This is a genomic window from Tabrizicola sp., from assembly GCF_022842145.1.
In the GTDB taxonomy this organism is placed as follows: Bacteria; Pseudomonadota; Alphaproteobacteria; order Rhodobacterales; family Rhodobacteraceae; genus Tabrizicola.
Map to the genome: position 1 here is coordinate 103,387 of NZ_JALHQD010000005.1, position 22,365 is coordinate 125,751.

At 65.0% G+C, this 22,365-nt stretch carries 20 protein-coding genes; 7 read left to right on the forward strand and 13 right to left on the reverse strand.

Going from position 1 to position 22,365, the window contains the following annotated elements; all coding sequences use genetic code 11:
* Nucleotide 1: 1 nt before the first annotated feature.
* From Q0C42_RS13300 to Q0C42_RS13320, 5 genes are all read right to left on the reverse strand, one after another.
* A complete protein-coding gene (locus Q0C42_RS13300; protein ID WP_295076631.1) occupies nt 2–1,369 on the reverse strand; it encodes an alpha-glucosidase/alpha-galactosidase in 1,368 nt (455 codons plus the stop codon).
* Between the two features lie 9 nt (nt 1,370–1,378).
* The gene (locus Q0C42_RS13305) at nt 1,379–2,992 is read right to left on the reverse strand and encodes an ABC transporter ATP-binding protein (protein ID WP_295076634.1); all 1,614 of its coding nucleotides are present in this window, start codon (nt 2,990–2,992) and stop codon (nt 1,379–1,381) included.
* Nucleotides 2,993–3,002: 10 nt separating this feature from the next.
* Complete coding sequence (locus tag Q0C42_RS13310; protein ID WP_295076638.1) at nt 3,003–4,127, reverse strand: ABC transporter permease; 1,125 nt, start codon at nt 4,125–4,127, stop codon at nt 3,003–3,005.
* Entirely contained in the window at nt 4,124–5,152 is a 1,029-nt protein-coding gene (locus Q0C42_RS13315) for an ABC transporter permease (RefSeq protein WP_295076641.1), read from the reverse strand. Before Q0C42_RS13315 ends, Q0C42_RS13310 begins: the two co-directional genes overlap by 4 nt.
* An 88-nt stretch (nt 5,153–5,240) precedes the next feature.
* Nucleotides 5,241–7,313, reverse strand: coding sequence for an ABC transporter substrate-binding protein (locus Q0C42_RS13320; RefSeq protein WP_295076644.1), 2,073 nt, complete (start codon nt 7,311–7,313; stop codon nt 5,241–5,243).
* 171 nt (nt 7,314–7,484) lie between these two features.
* Between Q0C42_RS13320 and Q0C42_RS13325 the strand changes: the two genes are divergently transcribed.
* On the forward strand, nt 7,485–8,411 hold the full coding sequence (locus Q0C42_RS13325; RefSeq protein ID WP_295076646.1) for a helix-turn-helix domain-containing protein: 927 nt from the start codon (nt 7,485–7,487) through the stop codon (nt 8,409–8,411).
* 10 nt (nt 8,412–8,421) lie between these two features.
* Here the strand turns inward: Q0C42_RS13325 and Q0C42_RS13330 are convergent, their stop codons facing one another.
* A complete protein-coding gene (locus Q0C42_RS13330) occupies nt 8,422–9,078 on the reverse strand; it encodes an SOS response-associated peptidase (RefSeq protein WP_295076648.1) in 657 nt (218 codons plus the stop codon).
* Between the two features lie 80 nt (nt 9,079–9,158).
* Here Q0C42_RS13330 and Q0C42_RS13335 point away from each other — a divergent pair, with 80 nt between their 5' ends.
* On the forward strand, nt 9,159–9,521 hold the full coding sequence (locus tag Q0C42_RS13335; RefSeq protein ID WP_295076651.1) for a VOC family protein: 363 nt from the start codon (nt 9,159–9,161) through the stop codon (nt 9,519–9,521).
* A gap of 66 nt (nt 9,522–9,587) precedes the next feature.
* Here the strand turns inward: Q0C42_RS13335 and Q0C42_RS13340 are convergent, their stop codons facing one another.
* A complete protein-coding gene (locus tag Q0C42_RS13340) occupies nt 9,588–11,087 on the reverse strand; it encodes a bifunctional UDP-sugar hydrolase/5'-nucleotidase (protein WP_295076654.1) in 1,500 nt (499 codons plus the stop codon).
* Nucleotides 11,088–11,441: 354 nt separating this feature from the next.
* Between Q0C42_RS13340 and Q0C42_RS13345 the strand changes: the two genes are divergently transcribed.
* The 3 genes from Q0C42_RS13345 to Q0C42_RS13355 all read left to right on the forward strand — a co-directional run bounded on the left by Q0C42_RS13345 (nt 11,442) and on the right by Q0C42_RS13355 (nt 13,968).
* A complete protein-coding gene (locus Q0C42_RS13345; protein ID WP_295076657.1) occupies nt 11,442–12,446 on the forward strand; it encodes a hypothetical protein in 1,005 nt (334 codons plus the stop codon).
* Nucleotides 12,447–12,571: 125 nt separating this feature from the next.
* Complete coding sequence (locus Q0C42_RS13350) at nt 12,572–12,910, forward strand: DUF952 domain-containing protein (RefSeq protein WP_295076659.1); 339 nt, start codon at nt 12,572–12,574, stop codon at nt 12,908–12,910.
* Complete coding sequence (locus Q0C42_RS13355) at nt 12,907–13,968, forward strand: quinone-dependent dihydroorotate dehydrogenase (protein WP_295076661.1); 1,062 nt, start codon at nt 12,907–12,909, stop codon at nt 13,966–13,968. The genes Q0C42_RS13350 and Q0C42_RS13355 overlap by 4 nt, the downstream gene beginning before the upstream one ends.
* Before the next feature lie 58 nt (nt 13,969–14,026).
* On the opposite strand, the gene Q0C42_RS13360 is transcribed toward Q0C42_RS13355, so the two are convergent.
* The 5 genes from Q0C42_RS13360 to Q0C42_RS13380 form a co-directional block, all read right to left on the reverse strand.
* Nucleotides 14,027–14,263, reverse strand: a complete 237-nt coding sequence (locus Q0C42_RS13360) for an Lrp/AsnC ligand binding domain-containing protein (protein WP_295076664.1) — start codon at nt 14,261–14,263, stop codon at nt 14,027–14,029.
* A 55-nt stretch (nt 14,264–14,318) separates the two neighbouring features.
* Nucleotides 14,319–15,854 carry an AAA family ATPase gene (locus Q0C42_RS13365; RefSeq protein ID WP_295076667.1) on the reverse strand — a complete coding sequence of 512 codons (1,536 nt, stop codon included), beginning with the start codon at nt 15,852–15,854 and terminating at the stop codon, nt 14,319–14,321.
* A 38-nt stretch (nt 15,855–15,892) separates the two neighbouring features.
* Complete coding sequence (locus tag Q0C42_RS13370) at nt 15,893–16,081, reverse strand: hypothetical protein (RefSeq protein ID WP_295076670.1); 189 nt, start codon at nt 16,079–16,081, stop codon at nt 15,893–15,895.
* A gap of 128 nt (nt 16,082–16,209) precedes the next feature.
* Complete coding sequence (gene ccrA / locus Q0C42_RS13375) at nt 16,210–17,502, reverse strand: crotonyl-CoA carboxylase/reductase (protein ID WP_295076673.1); 1,293 nt, start codon at nt 17,500–17,502, stop codon at nt 16,210–16,212.
* A 106-nt stretch (nt 17,503–17,608) separates the two neighbouring features.
* The gene (locus Q0C42_RS13380) at nt 17,609–19,114 is read right to left on the reverse strand and encodes a 1-acyl-sn-glycerol-3-phosphate acyltransferase (protein WP_367115739.1); all 1,506 of its coding nucleotides are present in this window, start codon (nt 19,112–19,114) and stop codon (nt 17,609–17,611) included.
* A 45-nt stretch (nt 19,115–19,159) separates the two neighbouring features.
* On the opposite strand from Q0C42_RS13380, the gene Q0C42_RS13385 reads away from it, so the two are divergent.
* A complete protein-coding gene (locus tag Q0C42_RS13385) occupies nt 19,160–21,154 on the forward strand; it encodes a protein meaA (protein WP_295076676.1) in 1,995 nt (664 codons plus the stop codon).
* 67 nt (nt 21,155–21,221) lie between these two features.
* Entirely contained in the window at nt 21,222–21,581 is a 360-nt protein-coding gene (locus tag Q0C42_RS13390; RefSeq protein ID WP_295076679.1) for a DUF6455 family protein, read from the forward strand.
* Here the strand turns inward: Q0C42_RS13390 and Q0C42_RS13395 are convergent, their stop codons facing one another.
* On the reverse strand, nt 21,582–22,334 hold the full coding sequence (locus Q0C42_RS13395) for a hypothetical protein (RefSeq protein WP_295076682.1): 753 nt from the start codon (nt 22,332–22,334) through the stop codon (nt 21,582–21,584).
* Nucleotides 22,335–22,365 lie beyond the last annotated feature (31 nt).

The following is a 22,365-nucleotide window of genomic DNA, read 5'->3' on the forward strand; positions in this document are numbered from 1 at the left end:
CCTATCCCGCCTCCCGCACCGGCACCCGCGCCCATTCGGGCAGCCAATCACCGTGGGCCTCCAGAAGCTCGGTCGTAAGTTGCCAGATCTGGTCGAGGTCCAGTTCCGCCCCGGTGTGCGGGTCCAGCATGGCGGCATGGTAGATGTGTTCGGGGTTCTCGGTCAGCAGCGCCTGCACCGTGAGGTCCTGCACGTTGATGTTGGTCCGCATCAGGGCAATCAGCTGCGGCGGGATGTCGTGGACCACCGTCGGCTGCAGGCCGCTGCTGTCGACCAGCACCGGCACTTCGACCGCACAGCCTTCCGGCAGTTGCGGGATGAAACCGCGGTTGCCGATGTTGCCGTAGATCACTGAGGGCTCGCCCGTCATGACCGAATTCACGATCTCGGAGGCGTATTCATGGCTTTCCTTGACCTCCACCGTGTTCGCCGATTTCAGCGCCTCGGCCTCTTTCTTCCAGCGCGCGATCTGTTCGATACAGCGCTTGGGGTATTCGTCCAGCGGGATGCCGAAGCGTTCGATCAGGTCCGGCCGGTCGCGCTTGATGAACCACGGGGTATACTCGGCGAAATGCTCCGAGGATTCCGTCACGAAATACCCCAGCCGCGTCAGCATCTCATAACGCACCTTGTTCGGGCAGCGCGGATTCCAGTGGCTGGGCTTCGGGAAGCGCCCCTCGCGGTAGCCTTTCACCAGGTCGGGATAGAGGTTCTTGTACGACCCGTCCGCCTGCCGACGCTCGAAGGTCAGGTAGAAGGCCATGTGGTTGATGCCCGCCGCCCGATACCGGATCTCCTCGACCGGCAGGTCAAGGTCGCGCGCCAGCTCGTAGGCCGTGCCCTGAACCGAATGGCAGAGGCCGACCTGCCGGATCTTCGGAAACTTCGCCGCGATGGCCCAGGTGTTGATCGCCATCGGGTTCACATATTGCAGCATGATCGCGTCGGGTGCGACCTCGGTCAGATCCTCGCAGATCGACCACAGATGCGGGACCGTCCGGATGCCACGCATGATGCCGCCGATGCCCAGCGTGTCGGCGATGGTCTGGCGCAGCCCGAACTTCTTCGGCACCTCGAAGTCGGTGATCGTGCAGGGGTCATAGCCGCCGACCTGGAAGCAGCAGACGACGAAATCCGCCCCGGTCAGGGCGCGGCGCTGGTCGGTATAGGTCTTGATCTTCGCCTTGCCGCCCAAGGTCTGCGCCAGCTTGCCGACGATGATCTCGGATTCCTCCAACCTTTGCGGGTTGATGTCCATCAGCCGGATTTCCGCCCCCGCCAGTGCAGGCCGGGACAGGATGTCCCCGGCGATGTTCTTGGTGAAGACGGCCGATCCGGCGCCGATGAAGGTGATGACGGGGGTGGGCATTTCGGTTCCTCAGGCTGCGATTTCGAAGGCCGCCTCGACCAGGCGGCGGGTGTAGTCGGTTGTGGGGCGTTCCAGCACGGCGTCGACCGGTCCCTGTTCGACGATCCGGCCGTTCTGCATGACGATGACGCGGTGGCAAAGCGCACGGACGACCTTCAGGTCGTGGCTGATGAACAGGTAGCTCAGCCCCTTGTCGCGCTGCAATCCGCGCAGAAGCTCGATAATCTGCGCCTGCACGGAAAGGTCGAGCGCACTGGTCGGCTCGTCCAGAAGGATGAATTCCGGTTCCAGCGCGATGGCACGGGCGATGGCAAGACGCTGGCGCTGCCCGCCGGAGAATTCATGCGGAAAGCGCGACAGGATCGTATCGGGCAGCCCGGAGTCTCGCAGGGCCTGCTTGACCCGCTCCTCGCGTTCAGCACGGGTTCGGCCAAGGCCATTGACGATCAGCCCCTCCTCGATGATCTGGCGGACCGACATGCGCGGGTTCAGGCTGGCAAACGGGTCCTGGAAGACAACCTGCATCCGCTTGCGGAAAGGGTTCATCGCGCGGCGGTCCAGCCCGTCGATCCGGGTCCCCATGAACTCCACCGCGCCTTCTGTCAGCGTATTCAACCGCAGCAGCGCCTGACCGAAGGTGGTCTTGCCGCTTCCGCTTTCCCCGACCAGCCCCAAAGTCTCGCCCCGTTTCAGCTCCAGCGACAGACCGTCGACAGCCTGCAGGTCCGCCCATGTTCCGCGGAAAGCCCCACCCTTGCGCAGCCGGTAGGTGACGCGGATGTCGCGGCCGCTCAGAACGGTTTCGGTCCCCACCTGCGCCGGATCGGCCTGGCCTTTCGGCTCGGACCCCAGAAGCCTGCGGGTGTAGGGATGCTGGGGGTTGGTGAACAGCGCCTCGGTCGGCCCCGCCTCGCGCACTTCGCCGTGCTGCATGACATAGACATGGTCGGCGAACTGCCGGACCACGGTCAGATCGTGGGTGATCAGGATCACCGCCAACCCGGTCCTGTCCTTCAACGCCTTGATCAGGTTCAGGATCTCTGCCTGTACCGTCACGTCCAGTGCCGTGGTGGGTTCATCGGCAATCAGCACATCGGGGTTGTTCGCCAGCGCCATCGCGATCATCACCCGCTGTCGCTGCCCGCCGGAAAGCTGGTGCGGATACTGGTCCAGCCGTGCCTCCGGTTCCGGGATCTGGACATCCTTCAGCAGGGCCAGCGCCTTCGCCATCGCCTCGGCCTTCGACATCCGGTTGTGGATGCGCAGCACCTCGGCGATCTGGTTGCCGACGGTATAGACCGGGTTCAACGAGGACATCGGTTCCTGGAAGATCATCGACAGCCGGTTGCCGCGCAGCCGCCGCATCTCGGTCGGTGAGAGCGTCGCCATGTTGCGGCCGGCATACAGGATTTCGGTCTGCGGGTTGACCGTGGCCCGCTTCGACAGAAGCCGCATGATCGCCCGCGCTGTCACCGACTTGCCGCTACCGGATTCCCCGACCAACGCGATGGTCTGGCCTTTCTTCAGCGTGAAGGAGACGTCCTTCACGGCCTCGATCTCGCCGCCGTCGACCTTGAAGGTGACGCCGATCTTGCGGGCCTCGATGACGATGTCGTCGGTCATGTGCGCCCCCTCAATAAGGATCAATGGCATCGCGCAAGCCGTCGCCCAGCGCGTTGAAGGCGAAAACCGCCAGCAGGATGAAGCCCACCGGCGACAGGATCCACGGGTAGGACCCGATAACCGAGAAGGTCGAGGCGTCCTGCAGCATCAGCCCCCAGGAGATCAACGGCGGCTTCACCGCAAAGCCGAGGTAGCCCAGGAACGACTCCAGCAGAACGATGGCCGGAATGCCCAGGGTGATCGAGACGATCACATGGCTCATCACGTTCGGAAGAATGTGTCGCGTGACGATCCGGGCGTCCGAGGCCCCCACGGCCTGCGCCGCCCGCACATAGTCGATCCTCGCCATCGACATGGTCTTCGACCGCACCTCGCGCGACAGCTGCGCCCAGCCAAGACCCGCGATGACCAGGATCACGAAGCCGATGAAGACCGGCGACGGAGCCGTGACCGGGATCAGCGTGGTCAGCGTCAGGTACAAAGGCAGCTGCGGGAAGGCGAGCACGATCTCGACAAAGCGCTGGAACCACATGTCGAAGCGCCCGCCGATATAGCCCGACGTGATCCCAAGCAGCGTTCCGGTGATGGTGATCAGCGTGATCGAGGTCAGCGCGATGACCAGGGTGATCCGGCTGCCGATGATCCCGCGGGAAAGGATGTCGCGGCCCAGCTTGTCGGTTCCCAAGAGCCGGAGCGGCGTGCCATCCGACAGCCCGATGAAATGCGTATTCATCGGAATGAAGCCCAGATAGTTGTACTCCCAGCCGTCCACGAAAAAGGCCAGCGGACGCGGATTGTCGAGGTCCGGCCCCATCAGCGGCTGGAAGGTGATCGGGTCCAACTCCTCGCTTTCGGTGATGGCATAGACCACCGGCCAGAGGGTGAAACCGTCTTTGGTGAAGAAGCTGATCTGATCCGGCGGCGCGAATGAGGCACCATTGGCATTGGGGTTCTGCGGCGAGAAGAACTCGGCAAATATCGACATGATGAACAGCGTGGAGACGAGGACCAGCCCCAGCATCCCCGGCACCGACTTGCGGAACCGGCGCCACACCAGCGCGCGATAGCTTTGCGAGGTGGTCGAGACGGTGGACAGCCGCCCGTCTGCGGCTTCGCCTTCGTGGATCAGGGTCATTTGTCACCCCCCACCCGGATGCGCGGATCAAGCAGCGCCAGCAAGAGGTCGGCGATGATGTTGCCAATGATCAGCGTGGCGCCCAGGACCAGCATCAGCGTCGCGGTGACATAGACATCCCCGATCGCCATCGACCCCACGATCGCCGGGCCGATGGTCGCCAGGCCAAAGACGATGGCCACCTCGATCTCGCCGGTCAGCATGTAGGGCAGCACCACGCCCTGATAGGCCACCAGCGGATGGAGCGCGTTTGGCACCGCGTGGCGCATGATGACCGCGCCTTCGCCCAGACCCTTGGCCCGCGCGGTTTCGATGTATTGGGCGTTCAGTGTGTCCAGCAGGTTCGCCCGCATCACCCGCATGTTGTAGGCAAGGCCCCCGAAGGTCGCCACGGCGATCACTGGCCAGACATGCTGGATCAGGTTCCACAGCTTGCCCCAGTTGAAGTCGAGGAACCCTTCCCAATAGGGCTGCCCGCCATAGCGCGAGGAATAGAACGACCCGATCTCCTGCACGTTCAGCTTGAAGACGAGGATGTACAGAATGATCAGCGCCAGAAGGAAGCGCGGGATGGTCATGCCCATGAAGGACACGAAGGACAGAACCGTGTCGACCCAGGTGTATTGCCGGGTGGCGGCAAGGATGCCGAAACCAATGCCGATCACCGTCGCCAAAAGGTGGCAGACCAGTGCGATGGCAATGGTCGGGGGCAGGCGCTGCGCCAGGATCTCGGAGACCGGCTTGTTGTAGGCGTAGGACTGGCCGAAGTCGCCCTCGGTCACGATCCCCCAGATCCAGTAGCCGTATTGCATCAGCAACGGATCGTTCAGCCCGTGCTTCTCGCGGTATTCTTCGGCCGCTGCGGACGCGGCCTCGGGCGTGGCACCGCCCTGCACGATCATGTTGGTGCGGATGAAGTCGCCATAGTCGCCCGGTGGAGCCTGGATGATCATGAAGGTGATGAAGCTCATCACGATCAGGACCGGCACCGATTGCATCAGGCGGACGCCTAGGAAGCCCAGCATCGCGGGTCACCTGCAAGTGAAGGGGGGAAATCAGAGGGTGCCCGGGGGCGGCGGTCGTCTGCCGCCCCCGGACTTCGGGAGGAAACCCTTAGTTCGCCGCGATCGGCCCGGCCGAGCCCGGAGCGCCCGGCAGCGTCTGCGGATGCAGTTCGGCGCCGATCTGCTGGTCTGCCGGCACGAACACCCGTTCCCGGATGATGTTGTCCTCAGCCCAGTTGTACATGAAGATCGGAGCCCCCGCCGGGATGTTCGCGAAGCGCTTGTTGATGATCAGCGCCCCCGGATACGAGGTCAGGCCGACGGCCGTCACGTTTTCGGTGAAGGTCTTCTGCCAGGTCTTCATCGCCTCGATCCGGGCGGCCGGATCGCGGGTGCCGATGAAGGCCTTGATCGCATCCACAAGCTGCTGCTCGTAGGGCTGCAGATCCATCTCGCCCGCGCCGTTCGCACGATGCCAGACGGCAGTCATCGGCCCAATGGGCGCAAGGTTCGCCGTGCCCTGCACAGCCGAGACGTACTCCTGGTTGTTGCGCAGGACCAACCAGTCCCAGGCCCCGGCGTCGCGGGCGTTGTCGAAGTCCTTGCCGGTCAGGCTGTTGAGCGTGACCTTGATGCCGACATCGGACATCATCGCCACCACGCCCTCGGCCAGGTTGCCGTCCGTGGCATAGTCCGAGTTCACCAGCAGCGTCACGGTCAGGTCTTCGCCTCCAGCCACGTTGACCACGCCGTTTCCGTCTGTGTCGGACAGACCCGCCGCCTCAAGCGCCCCTTTCGCGCTGGCCTCGTCGAACGAATAGAACACGGTCGAGCCCGCATCATAGAAGCTGGTCGAGGTCAGCAGACCCCCGGCATAGGGTGCCGTGAACGGACCCTTCACCAGGCTGTCGCCAAGCCGCTGCCGGTCCATCGCGTAAGTGACGGCCTTGCGGAAATCGAGATTCCGGTTCAGCTCGCGCACCGCCTGGCCCCGGGCATCGGGTTCGCCCCAGCCGTTCGCGGACTGGTTGAAGAACAGCTGATAGCCGATGGACCGCGGTCCGAAGGCCAGCCGCGCCGGGCTTGCCGGATCGGCTGCCTTCTTCAGGCTTTCGACATAGTTTTCCGGCTGTTCGAGGTTCGAGAAGTCGCCCGTCCCCGCCACCGCCTGCACGTCGCGGTCACCCCAGGTGGACAGACGGAAGTGCATCTCGTCCAGGTAGGGAAGCTGCTGGCCGGTCTCGTCGACCTTCCAGTAATAGGGGTTGCGGCGCTTCACCACGATGTCATCGGGGCGGTGTTCCACCACGACCCAGGCGCCCATCGTCGGGAAGTTCATGAAGTCCGACGGGAAGGCGTTGAGGAAGGTTTCATAGCTTTCGCCGCCATGCTTCGGATGCTTCGGCTTCAGCACATGCGCCGGGCCGGGGCAGAAGTTGCCGTAGGCCATCGCGTAAAGCACCTGCTCGGGGAAGGCGTCCGGGAAGGTCAGCGTGAAGGTATAGGGGTCCACCACCGCGAAGGTCGCGTTGTTGTAGGTTGCAGGGCTTGCCCCCATCAGCGGAGTGACGTTCTCGTCCATGATCACGTCATTCCAGTAGAACTCGATGTCCTCGACGTCGAAGGCGTCGCCGTCCGACCACTTGGCACCCTCGATCAGCTTGATCGTCAGGGTCTTGCCGTCCTCGGACCATTCCCAGCTTTTCGCCAGGTTCGGCAGCGGTTGCAGGTCTTCCGAGTTCACGGTGAACAGGGGACCGGTCCGCGTCAGGCATTCGACCAGACCGATGTCGATCCCGCCCCAGCCATAGCTTTGTCCGGCCCAGAAGTTCCAGCCTTCGGGCCGCCCGCCGATTACATGGCGCATCACGTCGCCATAGACGCCCGGCCCGTCCGGCATGTTCGCGGCCTTGTAGATCAGCGGCTCCTTCGGCAGGCGCTCGGCCACCGGAGGCAGCTTGCCCGCATCGACAAAGGCCGTGACCCAGGCCGGTTCGGAATAGGCCGGCAGGGCCTTGAACTCGAAAATGTCCGAGCGGTTCACGTAGACCGGTTCGGTCTGCGCCTCGAACTTCGGCGGCTCTGGCGGAGCGGTCGGTGCGGCCATCTCGGCTTGCACTGCCCCCGCAGATACCCCCAACAACAGCGCCGCCATAGCGGCGCTACGGACCTGGAACGTCATGTGTCCTCCCTTGGCCAACACGTGTAGTCGGTTGATCATTATGCTGTGGCTGCCGGGCAGAGATATCCTCCCCCCTGACCGGCACAGTCCAAGGTTGCGGAATTGGCCGCCGTTCAGCAATATCGGTTTGTCAGATAGTTTTCCGGTTTTCTAAGATTGGATGGGATGAGGATGGACGACCCCCAGGCCAGAGCGCGCGCGCGGCGCAATCCGATGCCGGTGCCCAGCCACGACCGGCACTTCTATTCACACCTCCGCGCCTTCGGCCGTTTTGGCATCCGTATCTTTGAACCCGTGGTGATGCCCCAGCCGCATTGGCACGGGCATATCGAGTTGAATTTCGCCGCAAATTTCCGGATGGCCTACGATATCGACGGCACCCGGCTGATCCTGCCCGAGAACCGGCTGATCCTGTTCTGGGCAGGCGTGCCGCACCAGTTGACCGCCATCCAGCCGGTGGACGAGGGTCCGATCAAGCTGGCCAACATTTACCTGCCGCTCGACAGCTTCCTGCAGATGCGCCACATCATGGCGTTGCAGGCCGCCATGATCGGGCGCGGAATGGTCATGCTGCCCGAATCGCTGTGCGACGCAGGGTTGATGCAACGCTGGTATCTCGACTACCGCTCGGGGGATTTCGAGCGGGCCGAGATCGTCAAGATGGAGCTGAACGCCCTTTTCCGCCGCGCCTCGATCACCGGCTTCGACTTCCTCCGCCCGCCGCAGCACGAGATCGGCACCGACCGGAACCTCAGCTCTGCCCACGTCCGCCATGTGATCGACATGGTCCGCTTCGTACTGGAAAATCTCGACAAGCCACTTCTGAACGCCCAGGTGACGCAGGTCACGGGCCTCCACGAGAACTATGCCCTGACGCTGTTTTCCCGGACGATGCAGGTGCCCTTGAAGATGTTCATCAACCGGATGCGCCTGATGCGCGCGCGCGCGCTTCTGGTGGAAAGCTCGATTGCGGTGTCCGAAGTGGCCGAGCAATGCGGCTTCAGTTCGCTCACCCAGTTCTATGCGCAGTTCCGTGCCGGGTACGGCATGCCGCCCGCCGCCTTGCGGCAGCATTACGTGCAGATGGATCTGCGCTGATCCTACGGCGTCAGGCCTCGGCCGGGGCGATCAGTTCGGGCCCCGAGGCTTTGTTCGAATTCACTGCAACGCCGACGCGGAAGGGTCTGCTCATTACCCCTGCCTCCGATGCCTTCATCAGCACCGCAGCCCCATGCCCGCCCTCGCCAAGCCACAGCGGCCAGTCCGACTTTTCCAGCACGACCGGCTCGCGGTGGTGGATCTCGCCCATGCCCGGCCCCGCCTCGGTCGAGACGATCGCCACGGTGTCCATCTCGCCCCAGTGCTGCCAGACTCCGGCCAAAGCGATTGGTTCGCCATCCAGGCGGGTGAAGTACCAGGGCAGTCGCGCACCCTTCTCCCCCTCGTTCCATTCATAGAAGCCGGAAGCCGGGACGATGCAGCGCCGCGACCGGATGGCCTCGCGGAAGGCAGGTTTGGTCGCAACGGTGTCGGACCGGGCGTTGATGATCAGGGGGCCGTCGTTGGGAGCCTTGTACCAATACGGCAGGAACCCCCAGCGCATCGCGCGCAATCGCCGCACCCCGCTATCCGACGTCACCACGGCCACCGTGTTCGTCGGGCAGACGTTGTAGTTGGGAACCGGCGGCAGGTCATTGCCCTGCACGGCGTCGAACAGGGCGGCCAGCGCCTCGTTCGGGTGGGTGATGGTGAAGCGACCGCACATGGCTGCAACCTATCCCACCACAGCGGGGGTGCAACCCGCCACGACTTCGTTCAGTATACGATCGCAGACCGGAGGTGCCCATGCTTGCAGGCCCACCCAGCCAGATCGCCCGCCGGGTCGAAAATCTTGACCGCGCCCGACGCTTCTGGCGCGACACGCTGGGCCTGACCGAGCTTTACAGCTTTCCCGGCCTCGCTTTCTTCGACCTTGGCCCCACCCGCCTGATGCTGCGCGAGACCGGCACCCGCAATGAGGCCGACCTGCTATACCTGCCCACGCAGGACATCGTCGGCACCCACGCCGCTCTTGGACAACGGGGCGCCCAGTTGACCGGCACACCGCACATGATTCACAGGCATCCCGACGGCGCCGAAGAATGGATGGCATTCTTCAAGGACGACGAAGGCCGCGACCTGGCCCTGCATTCGGTCCGCCAGCCCTGACCTCGCGGGTTGACGCCGCCTCTCTCATGACAGGAGTGACGGCGCCTGCGCACAACTCCCTCGCGCCTACTGGCCCAGCTTCTTGATCCGCCCCTCGACGGCGATGTTCACCGTGCCCAGCTTTTCGACATAGGCCATCACGTCATTGGCCACGAGCTGGCCGGTCGGTCCATCGGTCAGGATGCGCCCCCCGCCCAGCGCGTCAAAACCGTCGCCACCACCGACGATGTAGTCATTGACCGCCACCTTGTAGAGCTTGTCCGCCTCCAGCGGGGCGCCACCGACCATGACCTCGCTGACCCGCGATCCCGCCGGAGCCGACGCGTCATATGCGAATGTCACCCCCGAGACCTGGGCAAACCGCCCCGCCCCCTTCTCGACCTGGCTGACCCCGTTCTCCAGCGCCAGCAGCACCTGGGACCCCGGCAGTTCCGTCACCACCGTGGTATTCCCGAAGGGCAGCTCGGTCAGGATGTCCCGCCGCGTCAGCTTGCGCCCCGCCTCATAGGTCGTGTCGCCCCGGATGCCGCCGCCGTTCATGATCGCGATATCGGCCCCCGTCGCGTCGCGCAACGCGTCGGTGATCAGGTTGCCCATCGTCGATTCCTCGGCGCGCACCACGTTCCGGCGGCTGTCCAGCGGCCCTTCGACCGTGCCGATCTCGACATTCAGGTTCTCGTCCATCGTCGCCCGCAGCTTGTCCGCCATCGCCACCGACTCCGGGTCCGGCGTCACTGCGGCGGTGTCGATGAAGCGGAACGCCGGGACCCAACTGATCTCGCGCTTGCCGTCTTCGGCCGTCTCGACCTCGACCGTCAGATCCACCGGCGACAGGAACTGTCCGTCGATCGAGGTTTCGACATAGGCCGTCCGCCCGTCATAGGCCGTGGCATAGGAATGGTCGTCTCCCGACAAGATCACGTCGAAGGCCCCGCTGGCCATCAGCGCCCGGTCGTTCTCCATGTTGGTCTGCACGACCCCGACGACGATATCCGCGCCCTCCTCCCGCGCCTTCTCGGCCGCGGCAACCCCCGTCTCGACCGTCGACAGGAACTTCAGGCTGCCGGTCGAACTGACCTCGGGCGAGGTATCCTGCGCCACCGGGATCAGCGCGACCTTCAGACCGCCGACCTCCTTCACCATGACACCGCCCAGCCCCTCGATGGCCGACCCGTCGCCGTTCGTGATGTTGATCGCCGCCCAGGGGTACTTCGATGCCTTCATCTTCTCGATGAAATTCTCCGGCCCGAAGTCGAACTCATGGTTCCCCGGCACCGCCAGGTCGAAGGGCACCAGGTTGGTGAAATCGATGGTATTCTGGCCCTTGTCGAAGCCCGACGCCAGCGAGGGTGACAGCATGTCCCCGTTGAACAGGTACAGCGTGTTCGGGTTGGCCGCCCGTTCCGCCTTGGCCACCGCGTTCAGCCGCGCAAAGCCGCCACGGCCGTCTTCTTCCTCGAAGTTGTAGACGTCGCCGACGCCAAGAAGGGTCAGCTTGACGGTCTCTGCTTCGGCGGTCGTCGCAACCAGGGCGGCGGCAATTGCCAGTCTCGAAATCATGCGCATCGCGAGTCTCCTGTGACGGGTTGGACCCCAAGACTGCGCCCAAGGCCGGGCCGCTGTCAAAGGCACAGCGGCCGGCGCGCAGACACTTGCCATGATTCGGCCACGATACAACCTGTGGTGAGTGCCTCTCACTTTGGACACAAATTCATCTTTCGTTAACCGTGAATTCGTCCCGCCGGAAACATGTCAAGCGCGCAAAAGGATAGCGGAAGCTTTCGAAAGGCATAAAAAATGAGACCCCTCCTGCTTGCATGCGCTTTCGTAACGATTGCCCCGGTTGCCAGTGCGGACACGAAAACTGTCGTTGAGTGCGAGTTTCGCGAAATCCGAAACCTAGAGGTCTTCAAGCGAACAATGCCCGGATGCTCGCTTGGGGCAGCCAAATCTGACGGCGCGGGCAAGTGGCTCACCCCGCCGAAGGCCGAGGCGGAACCGCCGGAAGTCATCGCGGAACTCCCGCCGGAAGCCCTGCCACCGGTCGTGAAGCCCGAGCCCGAGTCGACGCCGCCGGTCACCAATTCGGACCCGGAACCCACTCCGCCGGTCATCGATCCACTGCCGGTGCCCACGCCTCCCGTCGTGGAACCCGAGCCGGTACCGACCCCCACGCCGCAGCCGGAACCCACCCCGGTGGATGACGGCAACAACGGCCACGGCGACGACGAGGGCGGCATCGACTCCAGCAACCCCGGCAACGGTCCGAAGAACGGCACTGAACCGGAACCCACCCCGCCGGTCGTCGATCCGCTGCCGGTGCCCACGCCTCCCGTCGTGGCACCCGAGCCGGTACCGACCCCCACGCCGCAGCCGGAACCCACCCCGGTGGATGACGGCAACAACGGTCACGGCAATGACGACGGCGGCATCGACTCCAGCAACCCCGGCAACGGCCCGCAGGGTGGCGGCCAGACCGACCATGACGACAACGGCCACGGAAACGATGTTGGCGGCGTTGACTCGAGCAACCCCAGCCAAGGCGGCGGCGACACCGGCGGTTCCCAGAGTGGCAGCCAAGGCGGCGGTGACACCGGCAGCTCGCAAGGCGGCGGCCAGGGTGGCGGCTCCAGCCAGGGCGGTGGCGACACCGGCGGCTCGCAGGGCGGCGGCCAGGGTGGCGGCTCCAGCCAGGGCGGCGGTGACACCGGCGGCTCGCAGGGTGGCGGCCAGAGTGGCGGCTCCAGCCAAGGCGGCGGTGACACCGGCGGCTCGCAGGGCGGCGGCCAAGGCGGCGGCTCCAGCCAAGGCGGCGGTGACACCGGCGGCTCGCAGGGCGGCGACCAAGGTGGCGGCTCCAGCCAGGGCGGTGGCGACACCGGCGGCGGCCAAGGCGGCGGCCAGGGCCAGAGCAAGACCAAGTAACCGGCCTCACCAACCGACCTGACAACCGACACGGCGCGTTCCCCGCGCCGTGTCTTTTCCTTCCTGATACCAGCCAGTCGCGGCGGACCATTGCCAGACCCGTCAAGCTTCGCTATTCGCGCGTCATGCTGATCCTCAAGATCTTCCGTCGCTCCGAATGGGATGCCTTCCGCGCTGCCGGCGAGACTCGTGGCGCGCCCGTCGACCTCGCCGACGGCTACATCCATTTCTCCACCGCTGCCCAGGTTGCCGAAACCGCCGCCAAGTGGTTCGCCACCGAAAGCGACCTTGTCCTTGTTGCCTTCGACCCCGACAAGCTGGGCCCCCAGCTGAAATGGGAGCCTTCGCGCGGCGGCCAGCTTTTCCCGCACCTCTACCGACCCTTGCGGATCGCTGATGTCATCTGGGACAAGTCCCTCCCCCTTGGTGCCACCGGCCACATCTTCCCCGAGGGGCTCTGGTGACGATCGTCGAGCGGCTGGGCCTGACCCTGCTTCACCGCTTCGATCCCGAACGGGCGCATGGTCTGTCGCTGCTGGCCCTCCGTGCGGGTCTTGTCCCGCTGTCGGGCCCGGTCGATCTGCCCCGCCTGCACACCACCCTCGCCGGGATGCCGCTGCTGAACCCCGTGGGCCTGGCCGCCGGCTACGACAAGAACGCCGAGGCCGTGGCCCCGCTTTCCAGAGCAGGCTTCGGGTTCATCGAGGTCGGTGCCGCAACCCCGCTTCCCCAGCCGGGCAATGACAAGCCGCGCCTCTTCCGCCTGACCGAGGACCGCGCCGCGATCAACCGCTTCGGCTTCAACAACCAGGGAATGACTGCAGTCGGCGCCCGCCTCGCCGCCCGCGTCCGGGGACCGGTCCCCGTCGGGCTGAACCTCGGTGCCAACAAGACGGCGCAGAACCGCGCCGCTGATTTCGGCACGGTGCTTGCCCATTGCGGCGCGCATGTCGACTTCGCCACGGTCAACGTCAGCTCGCCCAACACCGAACGTCTGCGGGACCTGCAGGGCACCGCCGCCCTGACCGAGCTTCTGCGCCGCGTGATGGAAGCCCGGGCCGGACTGGCCCGACCGATACCGGTCTTCCTGAAGATCGCCCCCGATCTCTCCCCGGCCGAGCTTGAGGATATCGTCGAGGTCGCACTGAATGCGCAACTTTCCGGTATCATCGCCACGAACACCACGCTGTCGCGCGAAGGTTTGAATTCTGCAAGCCGTTCGGAAAGCGGCGGTCTTTCTGGCGTACCTTTGTTTGAAAAGTCCACGCGCGTGCTGGCGCAACTCTCCCGCCTGACCCAAGGTCTCATGCCCCTGGTCGGAGTGGGCGGCGTCAGTTCCGCCGAAGAAGCCTACCAGAAAATCCGCGCCGGCGCCTCGGCGGTGCAGCTTTACACGGCGATGGTCTACCAGGGCCTTGCGATGGTGCCCGATGTGGCCCACGGCCTTGACGCGCTTCTTGCCCGCGACGGTTATGCCAATGTCGCTATGGCGGTGGGCACCGGGCGCAGCGCCTGGCTCTGACCTTTCATCTTTGCGCAAGTATCCCGGGGTCCGGCGCAGCGCCCCGGGGCGTCCAACCTCAGAACGCCTTGAAGGTCATCGTCGTCAGTGTCCGCTGAATGCCCGGAATATCGAACAGCTTCGACGACAGGTAGTGCCCGGTATCCGCATCCTCGGGGATATAGACCTTGGCGATCAGGTCATAATCGCCGCTGGTCGAGTAAAGCTCGCTCACCACCTCGCGGTCCCATATCGCATTGGCCACCTCGTAGGTCTGACCAGGGGTGCAGCGGAACTGGACGAAAACCAAAGCCATCAGGGCCTCCTTGCTTGGCACGAATCCTACCCCGCCCGGCGGGGAAGGAAAAGCCTCACTCCTCGCCCAGGGCCAGGGGCGCGGGCGCGCGCTTCAAGTCGTCGATGGACAATGGCTCCGTCGGCCGTGCCAGCCGGTTGCGCACCACCCAATACAGCCGCGTCTGCGCCCGGGTGATCGCCACATAGGCCAGACGCTTCCACAAGGGCACCCCAGCCTCGGACCGTCCCGAAAAGGCGGCCGCCTGCAGATCGGGCGCAAAGACCTGGACCTCTTCCCACTGCGACCCTTGCGCCTTGTGGATCGTCACCGCCGCCCCGTGCAGGAACGTCGCCCCCATCCGGGCGGCGTGGGGAATGAACGGCTCCTCCTCGTCCGGCTTCTCGATCTTTATGATCGATGCCGCGCTGACCTGAGGCTCCTCGGCCCCGACAACGTGCAGCCGGGCAAACCCGTCACGGGTCCCGTCGCCCAGGTAGATCACCTGAGCGCCCTTGATCAGCCCCCGCGCCTCCAGGTCGATGCGCTTCTTGCGGTGCTTCAGGGGCAGCTCGATTCCGTCGCAGATCAAGGGCTCGCCCGGCAGCAGTGCATCCTCGGGCGCGCCATATGCGTTGCGGAAGGCCTGGATCAGCCTAACCCGCGTCGCATTGCGCCAGACAAGCACCGGCGACCGCGCCATCAGGGCCGCCTCGACGCGCTCTGCCACCACCACCCGTCCATCGACCCGCGCCTTTTCCTGCACCAGGGCCTCGAAGTCCGCGAAGCCCAGCCGCTCGTCGCCCAGCGCATGCGCCAAGTCCAGAATCGGGTTGTCCTGGGTCTGCCGGTGAATGCGGCTCAGTACCAACCGCCGCGTCTCGGGCAGCTTGTCGAAGACCATCTCGCCGGACAGGCCGACAGGAGCCAACTGTGCAGGGTCGCCGAACAGGACCAGCGTCGGGAAGATTTCCTTCAGGTCCTCGAACTGACGCTCGTCCAGCATCGAGGATTCGTCCACGAACCCCACATCCAGCGGCTCCTCCCGCCGCTTCCAGCCCTTGATGAAGTCACTGCCCTTCAACCCGGCCGCCGCCAGCGCACCCGGAATTGATGCGACCTGTTGGTAGAACGCATGCGCGCGATCCAGCGCGATCTCGGTCATTCCTGGAATGGCCAGACTGTCCACCACCGGGCGTGTCCCCGTACCCGCCAGCCATTCGGCGATCTTCTCGAATTCCGGGTCATAGACCGGCGTGTACAGGATCCGGTGGATCGTCGTCGCCGGGACACCCCGCAGACGCAGCACCGAAGCCGCCTTGTTTGTCGGTGCCAGGATCGCAAGCGTCCGACGGTCCTTGCGCTTCTTGCCCTCGTAATCGCCCGAAACGATGTCGACCCCGGCCGCCTTCATACCGCGGTAAAGCTGCGCCAGCAGCATGGTCTTGCCAGAACCCGCCTTGCCCACCACGGCCAAGACCGAGGTCCGACCTTCCGCCATCGGCGAAAGCTCGCCCTCGACAAGGTCGATCCCCGCCCCCAGGAATGCGGCGGCAAGTCGGTCATAGGCCTCGGCCTGATCGTCGGAAAAGGTCAGCGCGGTTGACTGCATCCTGCGATCATAACCGCAGCGAGCCCCAAGCGGTAGGGTCAGTGCATGCGTCGCCGTTTCGGCGCTGGCGATTGCGGCGGCTCTTCCGGACTCTCGCCCGCGGCAGCAATCTCGCTGCGCGCCTCGTCGATGGTTTCGGACACCTTGGCCGCCAGCCGGGGCAAACCGTTCTGGGTCGCGTAGGTAAGAAGATCCGACAGAACGTCGAAGACCCAGTCGTGGCGCATGCAATCCCTCGGCCAGAAACCTGTGCCGCCTTGGGTCTCCGTTGCCTGCAGCAGACAACAGAGCCCACTGCGACTCACTTAAGCACAGATATCCGGGCGAAGGGTGAATTCGTTGTTAAAGGTTGACTTCAACTCGCTTTGCTCGCCTCTAACGTGTCCTCCAGCGTCCGAAGACCGGTGCGAGGCGCCTGCACCAGAACCGCCATGTTCCCGGGCTTGTGCTGGTTCTTCCACATCAGCGTATGGGCCCGCGGGATCTCGGCCCAAGGGAAGACCTCGGACATGCAGGGGTCCAGTCGGCGCTCGACCATCAGCTTGTTGGCGGCGGCCGCTTGCTTCAGATGCGCAAAGTGGCTGCCCTGCAGGCGCTTCTGGTGCATCCACATGTAGCGGACGTCGAAGGTGCAGTTGAACCCCGTCGTCCCGGCGCAGATCACCACCATGCCGCCCTTCTTCACCACCAGGCTGGAGACGGGAAACGTCGCCTCGCCCGGATGCTCGAAGACCATGTCCACCGATACGCCCTTGCCTGTAATGTCCCAGATCGCCTTGCCGAAGCGCCGTGCTTCCTTGAGCCAGTCGTTGTATTCCGGGGTGTTGACCCTAGGGAGCTGCCCCCAGCACTTGAACTCGTTGCGGTTGATGACACCCTTCGCGCCCAGAGCCATGACAAAATCGCGCTTCGATTCGTCACTGATGACCCCGATCGCATTCGCTCCCGCCGTGTTGATCAGCTGGATCGCATAGGACCCAAGGCCGCCCGAGGCCCCCCAGACCAGCACGTTTTGCCCGGGCTTCAGGTCATGAGGTTCATGCCCGAAAAGCATCCGGTAGGCGGTGGCAAGCGTCAGCGTGTAGCAGGCCGATTCCTCCCAGGTCAGGTGCTTTGGCCGAGGCATCAGCTGCTGTGACTGCACCCGCGTGAACTGCGCGAAAGACCCGTCATGCGTCTCGTAGCCCCAGATCCGCTGAGAGGGCGAGAACATCGGATCGCCCCCGTTGCATTCCTCGTCGTCGCCGTCGTCCTGGTTGCAGTGGATCACCACCTCGTCCCCGACCTTCCAGCGCTTGACCTTGTCGCCCACCGCCCAGACGATCCCTGCGGCGTCCGAGCCCAGCACCGCATAGGGCTGCTTGTGGCCGTCGAAAACCGAGATCGGCTCGCCCAAAGCGGCCCAGACGCCGTTGTAATTGACGCCCGCAGCCATCACCATCACCAGCACCTCGTTGCTGTCGATGGACCAGGTGTCGACCACCTCCTGCAGCATCGCGCTTTCCGGGGCGCCATGCCGCTCGCGCCGGATGGTCCAGGCGTACATCTGCTTGGGCACATGCCCCAGGGGCGGCATCTCGCCCAGCTCGTACAGGTCCTTTTTCGGTGCGTCGTAGATCACGGGTGCGTTTTGCGTATCCAAAGCCACCACTGCCTCCAGTCAGATGCCGCGCCGCAGAATCGCCGCGCCCTTAGGGGCAGATGACAGTCTTGCGCGCAACTTTGCAATAGTATGATTGGGTATTCTTGAAATTTTATGTCTGCGGCGGCGCAGCAACGCCGACATCCGGCACCGAGGCCGCGTAGAAATCCAAGAGCGCCCGCTCGGCAGGCACCGGCTTCAGGTCCGCCGATACCAGCCCGCGCCGGATCAAGGGTTCCAGCCCCTCGTCCAGCACCGAGGCGCCGCCCATCGGTGGCAATTTCAGCACCGCACCGGCCGCTTGCAGCTGCCGGATCAACGCCTTCACCCGCAGGTCAAGCTCTTCCCGGCTGGCTGCCCCGTCCCCCAATGCGCGGGCCACCAGCGGCACCGGCAGCACCGGTACGACCGCCGCGATCGCTGCCATCAGCCGGTCGCCCAGCCCCTCGACAGTCCCGCCCGAGGCCAGATGCGCCCGCAAGGACACCGGTGCGCCAAAACCCGCCGCCGCCGTCCCGAAGCCCTTCGTGCGCCCCCGGAACCGCGCCCAGAGGAAGCGCACTGCATTTACCGCGACCTGGAAGGGCCGGTTGCGAAACCGTCGCGTCCCCGCCGCCGCCGCCTCGACCAGCACCCGGTCCTCCAGCACGCGGTCATAGCCAAGCCCCACCGGGACAAACACCACATCGCGAGCGTCGGGTGCCCAACCTTCGACGATATAACTGATCAGCCCCAGCTTTGGCGGCCCGACACGCCCGTCCAGGCTCAGTCCTCCCTCGGGGAAAATCGCCTGCGTCGTTCCCTCCTCGGTCGCCATCTGCACGTAGCGCGCCAGCACCTTGCGATACAGCGCGTTGCGGCTGCCGCGCCGGATGAAATAGGCGCCCATCGACCGGATCAGCGCGCTCAGGGGCCAGATCCGCGCCCATTCGCCGACCGCGTAACTGACCGCCGACCTGTCCGCGACCAGCCAGGTGACCAGCACGTAATCCAGGTTCGACCGGTGGTTCATGACAAACACCACCGCCGCTTTCGGATCGATCTGCCGCAGGGCCTGGTCCACCTTGCCGACCCGGACCCGGAACAACAGGCGGCTAAGCCACTTCGCCGCGCGCGTGCCAAAGCCGAAGTACACCGTGGCGGAAAACCCCGGAACGATCTCGCGGGCATAGCGCCGCGCCTCCTCGAACGTCACCTCGGCCGGCACTCCGGTCTCGGCCGCCTGCTGCATCGCGGCTTCCACGACCCTCTGGTCGTAGGCCAGCCGCGCCACCATGTCCGACCTCTGCGCCAGCTTGAAAAGGTCGATCTTGCGGTCCAGCCGCGCGTTCAGCCGCGTCAGCGCCCGCTCTGCCCTGCGGCGGAAGAACCAGCGTACCGAGGGGAACAGGAAATGCGTGGCGAAGCTGATCGCGGCGAAGCCAAGGATCAGGACCAGCAACCAGATGGGAACCGCGACGGTGCCGAACATGCGCCCACCCTGCCCGAAAGCGGAAACCTCGTCGATGACTTCGTCACTCCTCGAAAGGTCCGTCCCCGCGACGAGAAGCCGAAGGCGCACGAAGAGCGACGCCGCACCGCAGCGATTGACATCGGCATGATCTTTCTCGTATCCCATCCTGAGCGCAATAAAATTACCCGCCAGAACCGCACGCGAGGCCCCATGTCCGAGAAACCCTGGCTCTTCCGCACCTACGCCGGCCACTCCACCGCTTCGGCCTCGAACGCGCTTTATCGGGGCAACCTGGCCAAAGGTCAGACCGGTCTTTCCGTTGCCTTCGACCTGCCGACCCAGACCGGCTACGACAGCGATGATCCCCGCAGCCGGGGTGAGGTCGGCAAGGTCGGCGTCCCCGTCGCCCACCTTGGCGACATGCGGGCCCTGTTCCAGGACATCCCGCTGGACCAGATGAACACCTCGATGACGATCAACGCCACGGCTCCCTGGCTTCTGGCCCTCTACATCGCGGTGGCAGAAGAACAGGGCGCCGACATCGCCGCGCTGCAGGGCACCGTGCAGAACGACATCATCAAGGAATACCTCTCGCGCGGCACCTACATCCTGCCGCCGCAGCCCTCGCTCCGCCTGATCACGGACGTCGCGGCCTACACCGGCAAGCACCTGCCCAAATGGAACCCGATGAACGTCTGCAGCTACCACCTGCAGGAAGCAGGGGCCACGCCAGAGCAGGAACTGGCCTTCGCCCTCGCCACCGCCTGCGCGGTGCTCGATGATTTAAAAGTGAAAGTCCTCGCCGCGGATTTCCCCGCAATGGCCGGCAGAATGTCGTTTTTTGTAAACGCCGGCATCCGCTTCGTGACCGAGCTTTGCAAGATGCGCGCCTTCACCGCGCTTTGGGACGAGCTGCTGGAGACCCGCTACGGCATCACCGACCCCAAGTTCCGCCGCTTCCGCTATGGCGTCCAGGTCAACTCCCTTGGGCTCACCGAACAGCAGCCGGAAAACAACGTCTACCGCATCCTGATCGAGATGCTGGCCGTGACCCTGTCGAAGAACGCCCGCGCCCGCGCCGTGCAGCTTCCCGCCTGGAACGAAGCCCTCGGCCTTCCGCGCCCCTTCGACCAGCAATGGTCGCTTCGCATGCAGCAGATCCTGGCCTACGAGACCGATCTTCTGGAATACGACGACCTCTTCGACGGCAACCCCGCCATCGACCGAAAGGTCGCCGAACTCAAGTCCCAGGCCCTGGAAGAACTCGCGCAGATCGACGCGATGGGCGGGGCCGTCGCCGCCATCGCCTACATGAAGGGCCGTCTCGTCGAAGCCAACGCCGAACGGCTGGCCCGGATCGAAACCGGTGCCACCACCGTCGTGGGCGTCAACAAGTTCACCACCACCGAACCTTCCCCCCTTGCGACCGGCGAGGGCGCGATCATGCAGGCCGATCCGCAGGCCGAAGCCGACCAATGCGAACGCCTCGCCCGCTGGCGCAAGCAGCGCGACGCACATCGCGTGGCCGAAGCCCTTGCCGCGCTGCGGCAGGCCGCCCAGTCCGGCGAGAACATCATGCCCGCCTCAATCCTCTGCGCCAAAGCCGGCGTGACCACCGGCGAATGGGCCGGCGCCATGCGCGCGCTTTACGGCGAATACCGCGCCCCGACCGGCGTCAGCCAGAACCCGTCCAACCGCACCGAAGGCCTTGAACCCGTCCGCGACGCCGTCGCCGCCGTCGCCACAAAGCTTGGCCACCCGCTGCGCCTTCTCCTGGGCAAGCCCGGCCTCGACGGCCACTCGAACGGGGCCGAGCAGATCGCCACCCGTGCCCGCGACTGCGGGATCGAGATCACCTATGACGGCATCCGTCTGACGCCGCAGGAAATCGTCACCGCCGCGACCGAGAAACAGCCCGACGTTATCGGTCTTTCCATTCTCTCCGGCAGTCACATCCCCCTGATCCGCGAAACCCTCGATCTGATGCAGAAGGCGGGCCTCACCCAACCTCTCGTCGTCGGCGGCATCATTCCGGACGACGATGCGAAGACGCTGAAGGCGATGGGCGTGGCGCAAGTCTACACACCCAAGGATTTCCAGTTGAACCGCATCATGCTGGACCTCGTGGCCCTGGCCGACCCAGCACCGGTCGCGGCCCAAAAGGCACCTTGGTCCGTCCGCCATTCCGCCATGGCTAGCCCTTGATGCAAATCAAGGCGATACCGCCCGCCCGGCCCTATCCAGAAGGCCACACAGCCGTCTGGAGTCCCCAATGTTCGACCGTATCCGCGCCCTCATCCATCGCCTGCACGAGATGCAGGAGGTCAACGCGCTTTCCGACCGTGATCTCGACGACCTTGGCATGACCCGCGACCAGGTTCTGGACTTCCTGCGCATGCCCCGGGACATCGACCAGCGTGTAACCGCGATGGGTGCCATCTTCGGCCTCTCCGAAGCCGAGCTGAAGCGCGATCATGGCCTCTGGGTCGAGATCCTGTCGACCTGCGGCCACTGTACCGACCGTACCGCTTGCGCGAAGTTTCTGGCCAAGGGCAGCCAGGGCCAGACCTCCGAGGCGACCTTCTGCGGCAACCGCGAAGCCTTCGCCGACCTTAGGACCTACGCGGCCTGATCATGTTTCTGGCGCCTCTGGCGGTGCGGGCTCGGCCTGCCGCCAGACCGACGCGCCGTTCTCATACAGCTTGACGAGCCCCTGCGCCGCCCGGGCCTCGCGCCCGATGTCGACGATCAACTCGCGCCGCGTCGTCCCGCGCAGGAAGATGCAGCGCCTCGGCAGGGCATGCGCCTCCAGCTCCGGGTTGATCTGCCGGAAGAACTGCTTTTCCGGGTCCAGCCCCGGCCTCATCCGCCGCGCTGCCTCGCGCAGAAAATTGCCCTCGAACACCCCGGGCGACGTGGAAAAGGCGTTGACCAGGGTATCCTCGACGATCCGCCGCCCTTGCTTCACCACCCGGCGCGAGGTCTGGTAGGCCAGCCCCCGCGTGTGCTTGGTCAGGCACATGAAGGTCACCGCGCCCACGTCTGGCTCGAACAGCGGCTCGATCCGGTCCGGTCCAAGCGGCTCCAGCGCCAGCCAGTCATCCTCCAGATGCAGCACGCGCGGGGCCGTGGTCGCCGACCACGCCCGGATAACGGCAGAGGCAAAGTCAGGCGTCTCCGGCCTGAAGATCAGCGCATCGGGGAAATGCCGCCGGATCAGCGCCTCGCAGCGGTCCCCCTCGGCCCGGTCGCCCATGAAGGGGTCCAGATTGGCAATAAACCGGCGGACAGGAAAGTTCGGAAAGACATCCCTGGCAAAGGACTCCAGCGTCCGCTCCAGCAGGGCCTCGCGGTGGCCGGCAATCAGCGTGATGTCATAGTCCAAGCCTGGGGCCCCTTCCTTGCCTGTCCTCCGG

What these genes read in the sequence shown, in the direction of transcription:
- Q0C42_RS13350 (WP_295076659.1), top strand. Translation starts at nt 12,572, where the DNA reads ATGCTGATCCTCAAGATCTTCCGTCGCTCCGAATGGGATGCCTTCCGC.
- Q0C42_RS13320 (WP_295076644.1), bottom strand. Translation starts at nt 7,313, where the DNA reads ATGACGTTCCAGGTCCGTAGCGCCGCTATGGCGGCGCTGTTGTTGGGG.
- Q0C42_RS13385 (WP_295076676.1), top strand. Translation starts at nt 19,160, where the DNA reads ATGTCCGAGAAACCCTGGCTCTTCCGCACCTACGCCGGCCACTCCACC.
- Q0C42_RS13335 (WP_295076651.1), top strand. Translation starts at nt 9,159, where the DNA reads ATGCTTGCAGGCCCACCCAGCCAGATCGCCCGCCGGGTCGAAAATCTT.
- Q0C42_RS13310 (WP_295076638.1), bottom strand. Translation starts at nt 4,127, where the DNA reads ATGACCCTGATCCACGAAGGCGAAGCCGCAGACGGGCGGCTGTCCACC.
- Q0C42_RS13330 (WP_295076648.1), bottom strand. Translation starts at nt 9,078, where the DNA reads ATGTGCGGTCGCTTCACCATCACCCACCCGAACGAGGCGCTGGCCGCC.
- Q0C42_RS13360 (WP_295076664.1), bottom strand. Translation starts at nt 14,263, where the DNA reads ATGGCTTTGGTTTTCGTCCAGTTCCGCTGCACCCCTGGTCAGACCTAC.
- Q0C42_RS13370 (WP_295076670.1), bottom strand. Translation starts at nt 16,081, where the DNA reads ATGCGCCACGACTGGGTCTTCGACGTTCTGTCGGATCTTCTTACCTAC.
- Q0C42_RS13390 (WP_295076679.1), top strand. Translation starts at nt 21,222, where the DNA reads ATGTTCGACCGTATCCGCGCCCTCATCCATCGCCTGCACGAGATGCAG.
- Q0C42_RS13380 (WP_367115739.1), bottom strand. Translation starts at nt 19,114, where the DNA reads ATGGGATACGAGAAAGATCATGCCGATGTCAATCGCTGCGGTGCGGCG.
- Q0C42_RS13325 (WP_295076646.1), top strand. Translation starts at nt 7,485, where the DNA reads ATGGACGACCCCCAGGCCAGAGCGCGCGCGCGGCGCAATCCGATGCCG.
- Q0C42_RS13315 (WP_295076641.1), bottom strand. Translation starts at nt 5,152, where the DNA reads ATGCTGGGCTTCCTAGGCGTCCGCCTGATGCAATCGGTGCCGGTCCTG.
- Q0C42_RS13340 (WP_295076654.1), bottom strand. Translation starts at nt 11,087, where the DNA reads ATGCGCATGATTTCGAGACTGGCAATTGCCGCCGCCCTGGTTGCGACG.
- Q0C42_RS13365 (WP_295076667.1), bottom strand. Translation starts at nt 15,854, where the DNA reads ATGCAGTCAACCGCGCTGACCTTTTCCGACGATCAGGCCGAGGCCTAT.
- Q0C42_RS13300 (WP_295076631.1), bottom strand. Translation starts at nt 1,369, where the DNA reads ATGCCCACCCCCGTCATCACCTTCATCGGCGCCGGATCGGCCGTCTTC.
- Q0C42_RS13305 (WP_295076634.1), bottom strand. Translation starts at nt 2,992, where the DNA reads ATGACCGACGACATCGTCATCGAGGCCCGCAAGATCGGCGTCACCTTC.
- Q0C42_RS13345 (WP_295076657.1), top strand. Translation starts at nt 11,442, where the DNA reads ATGCCCGGATGCTCGCTTGGGGCAGCCAAATCTGACGGCGCGGGCAAG.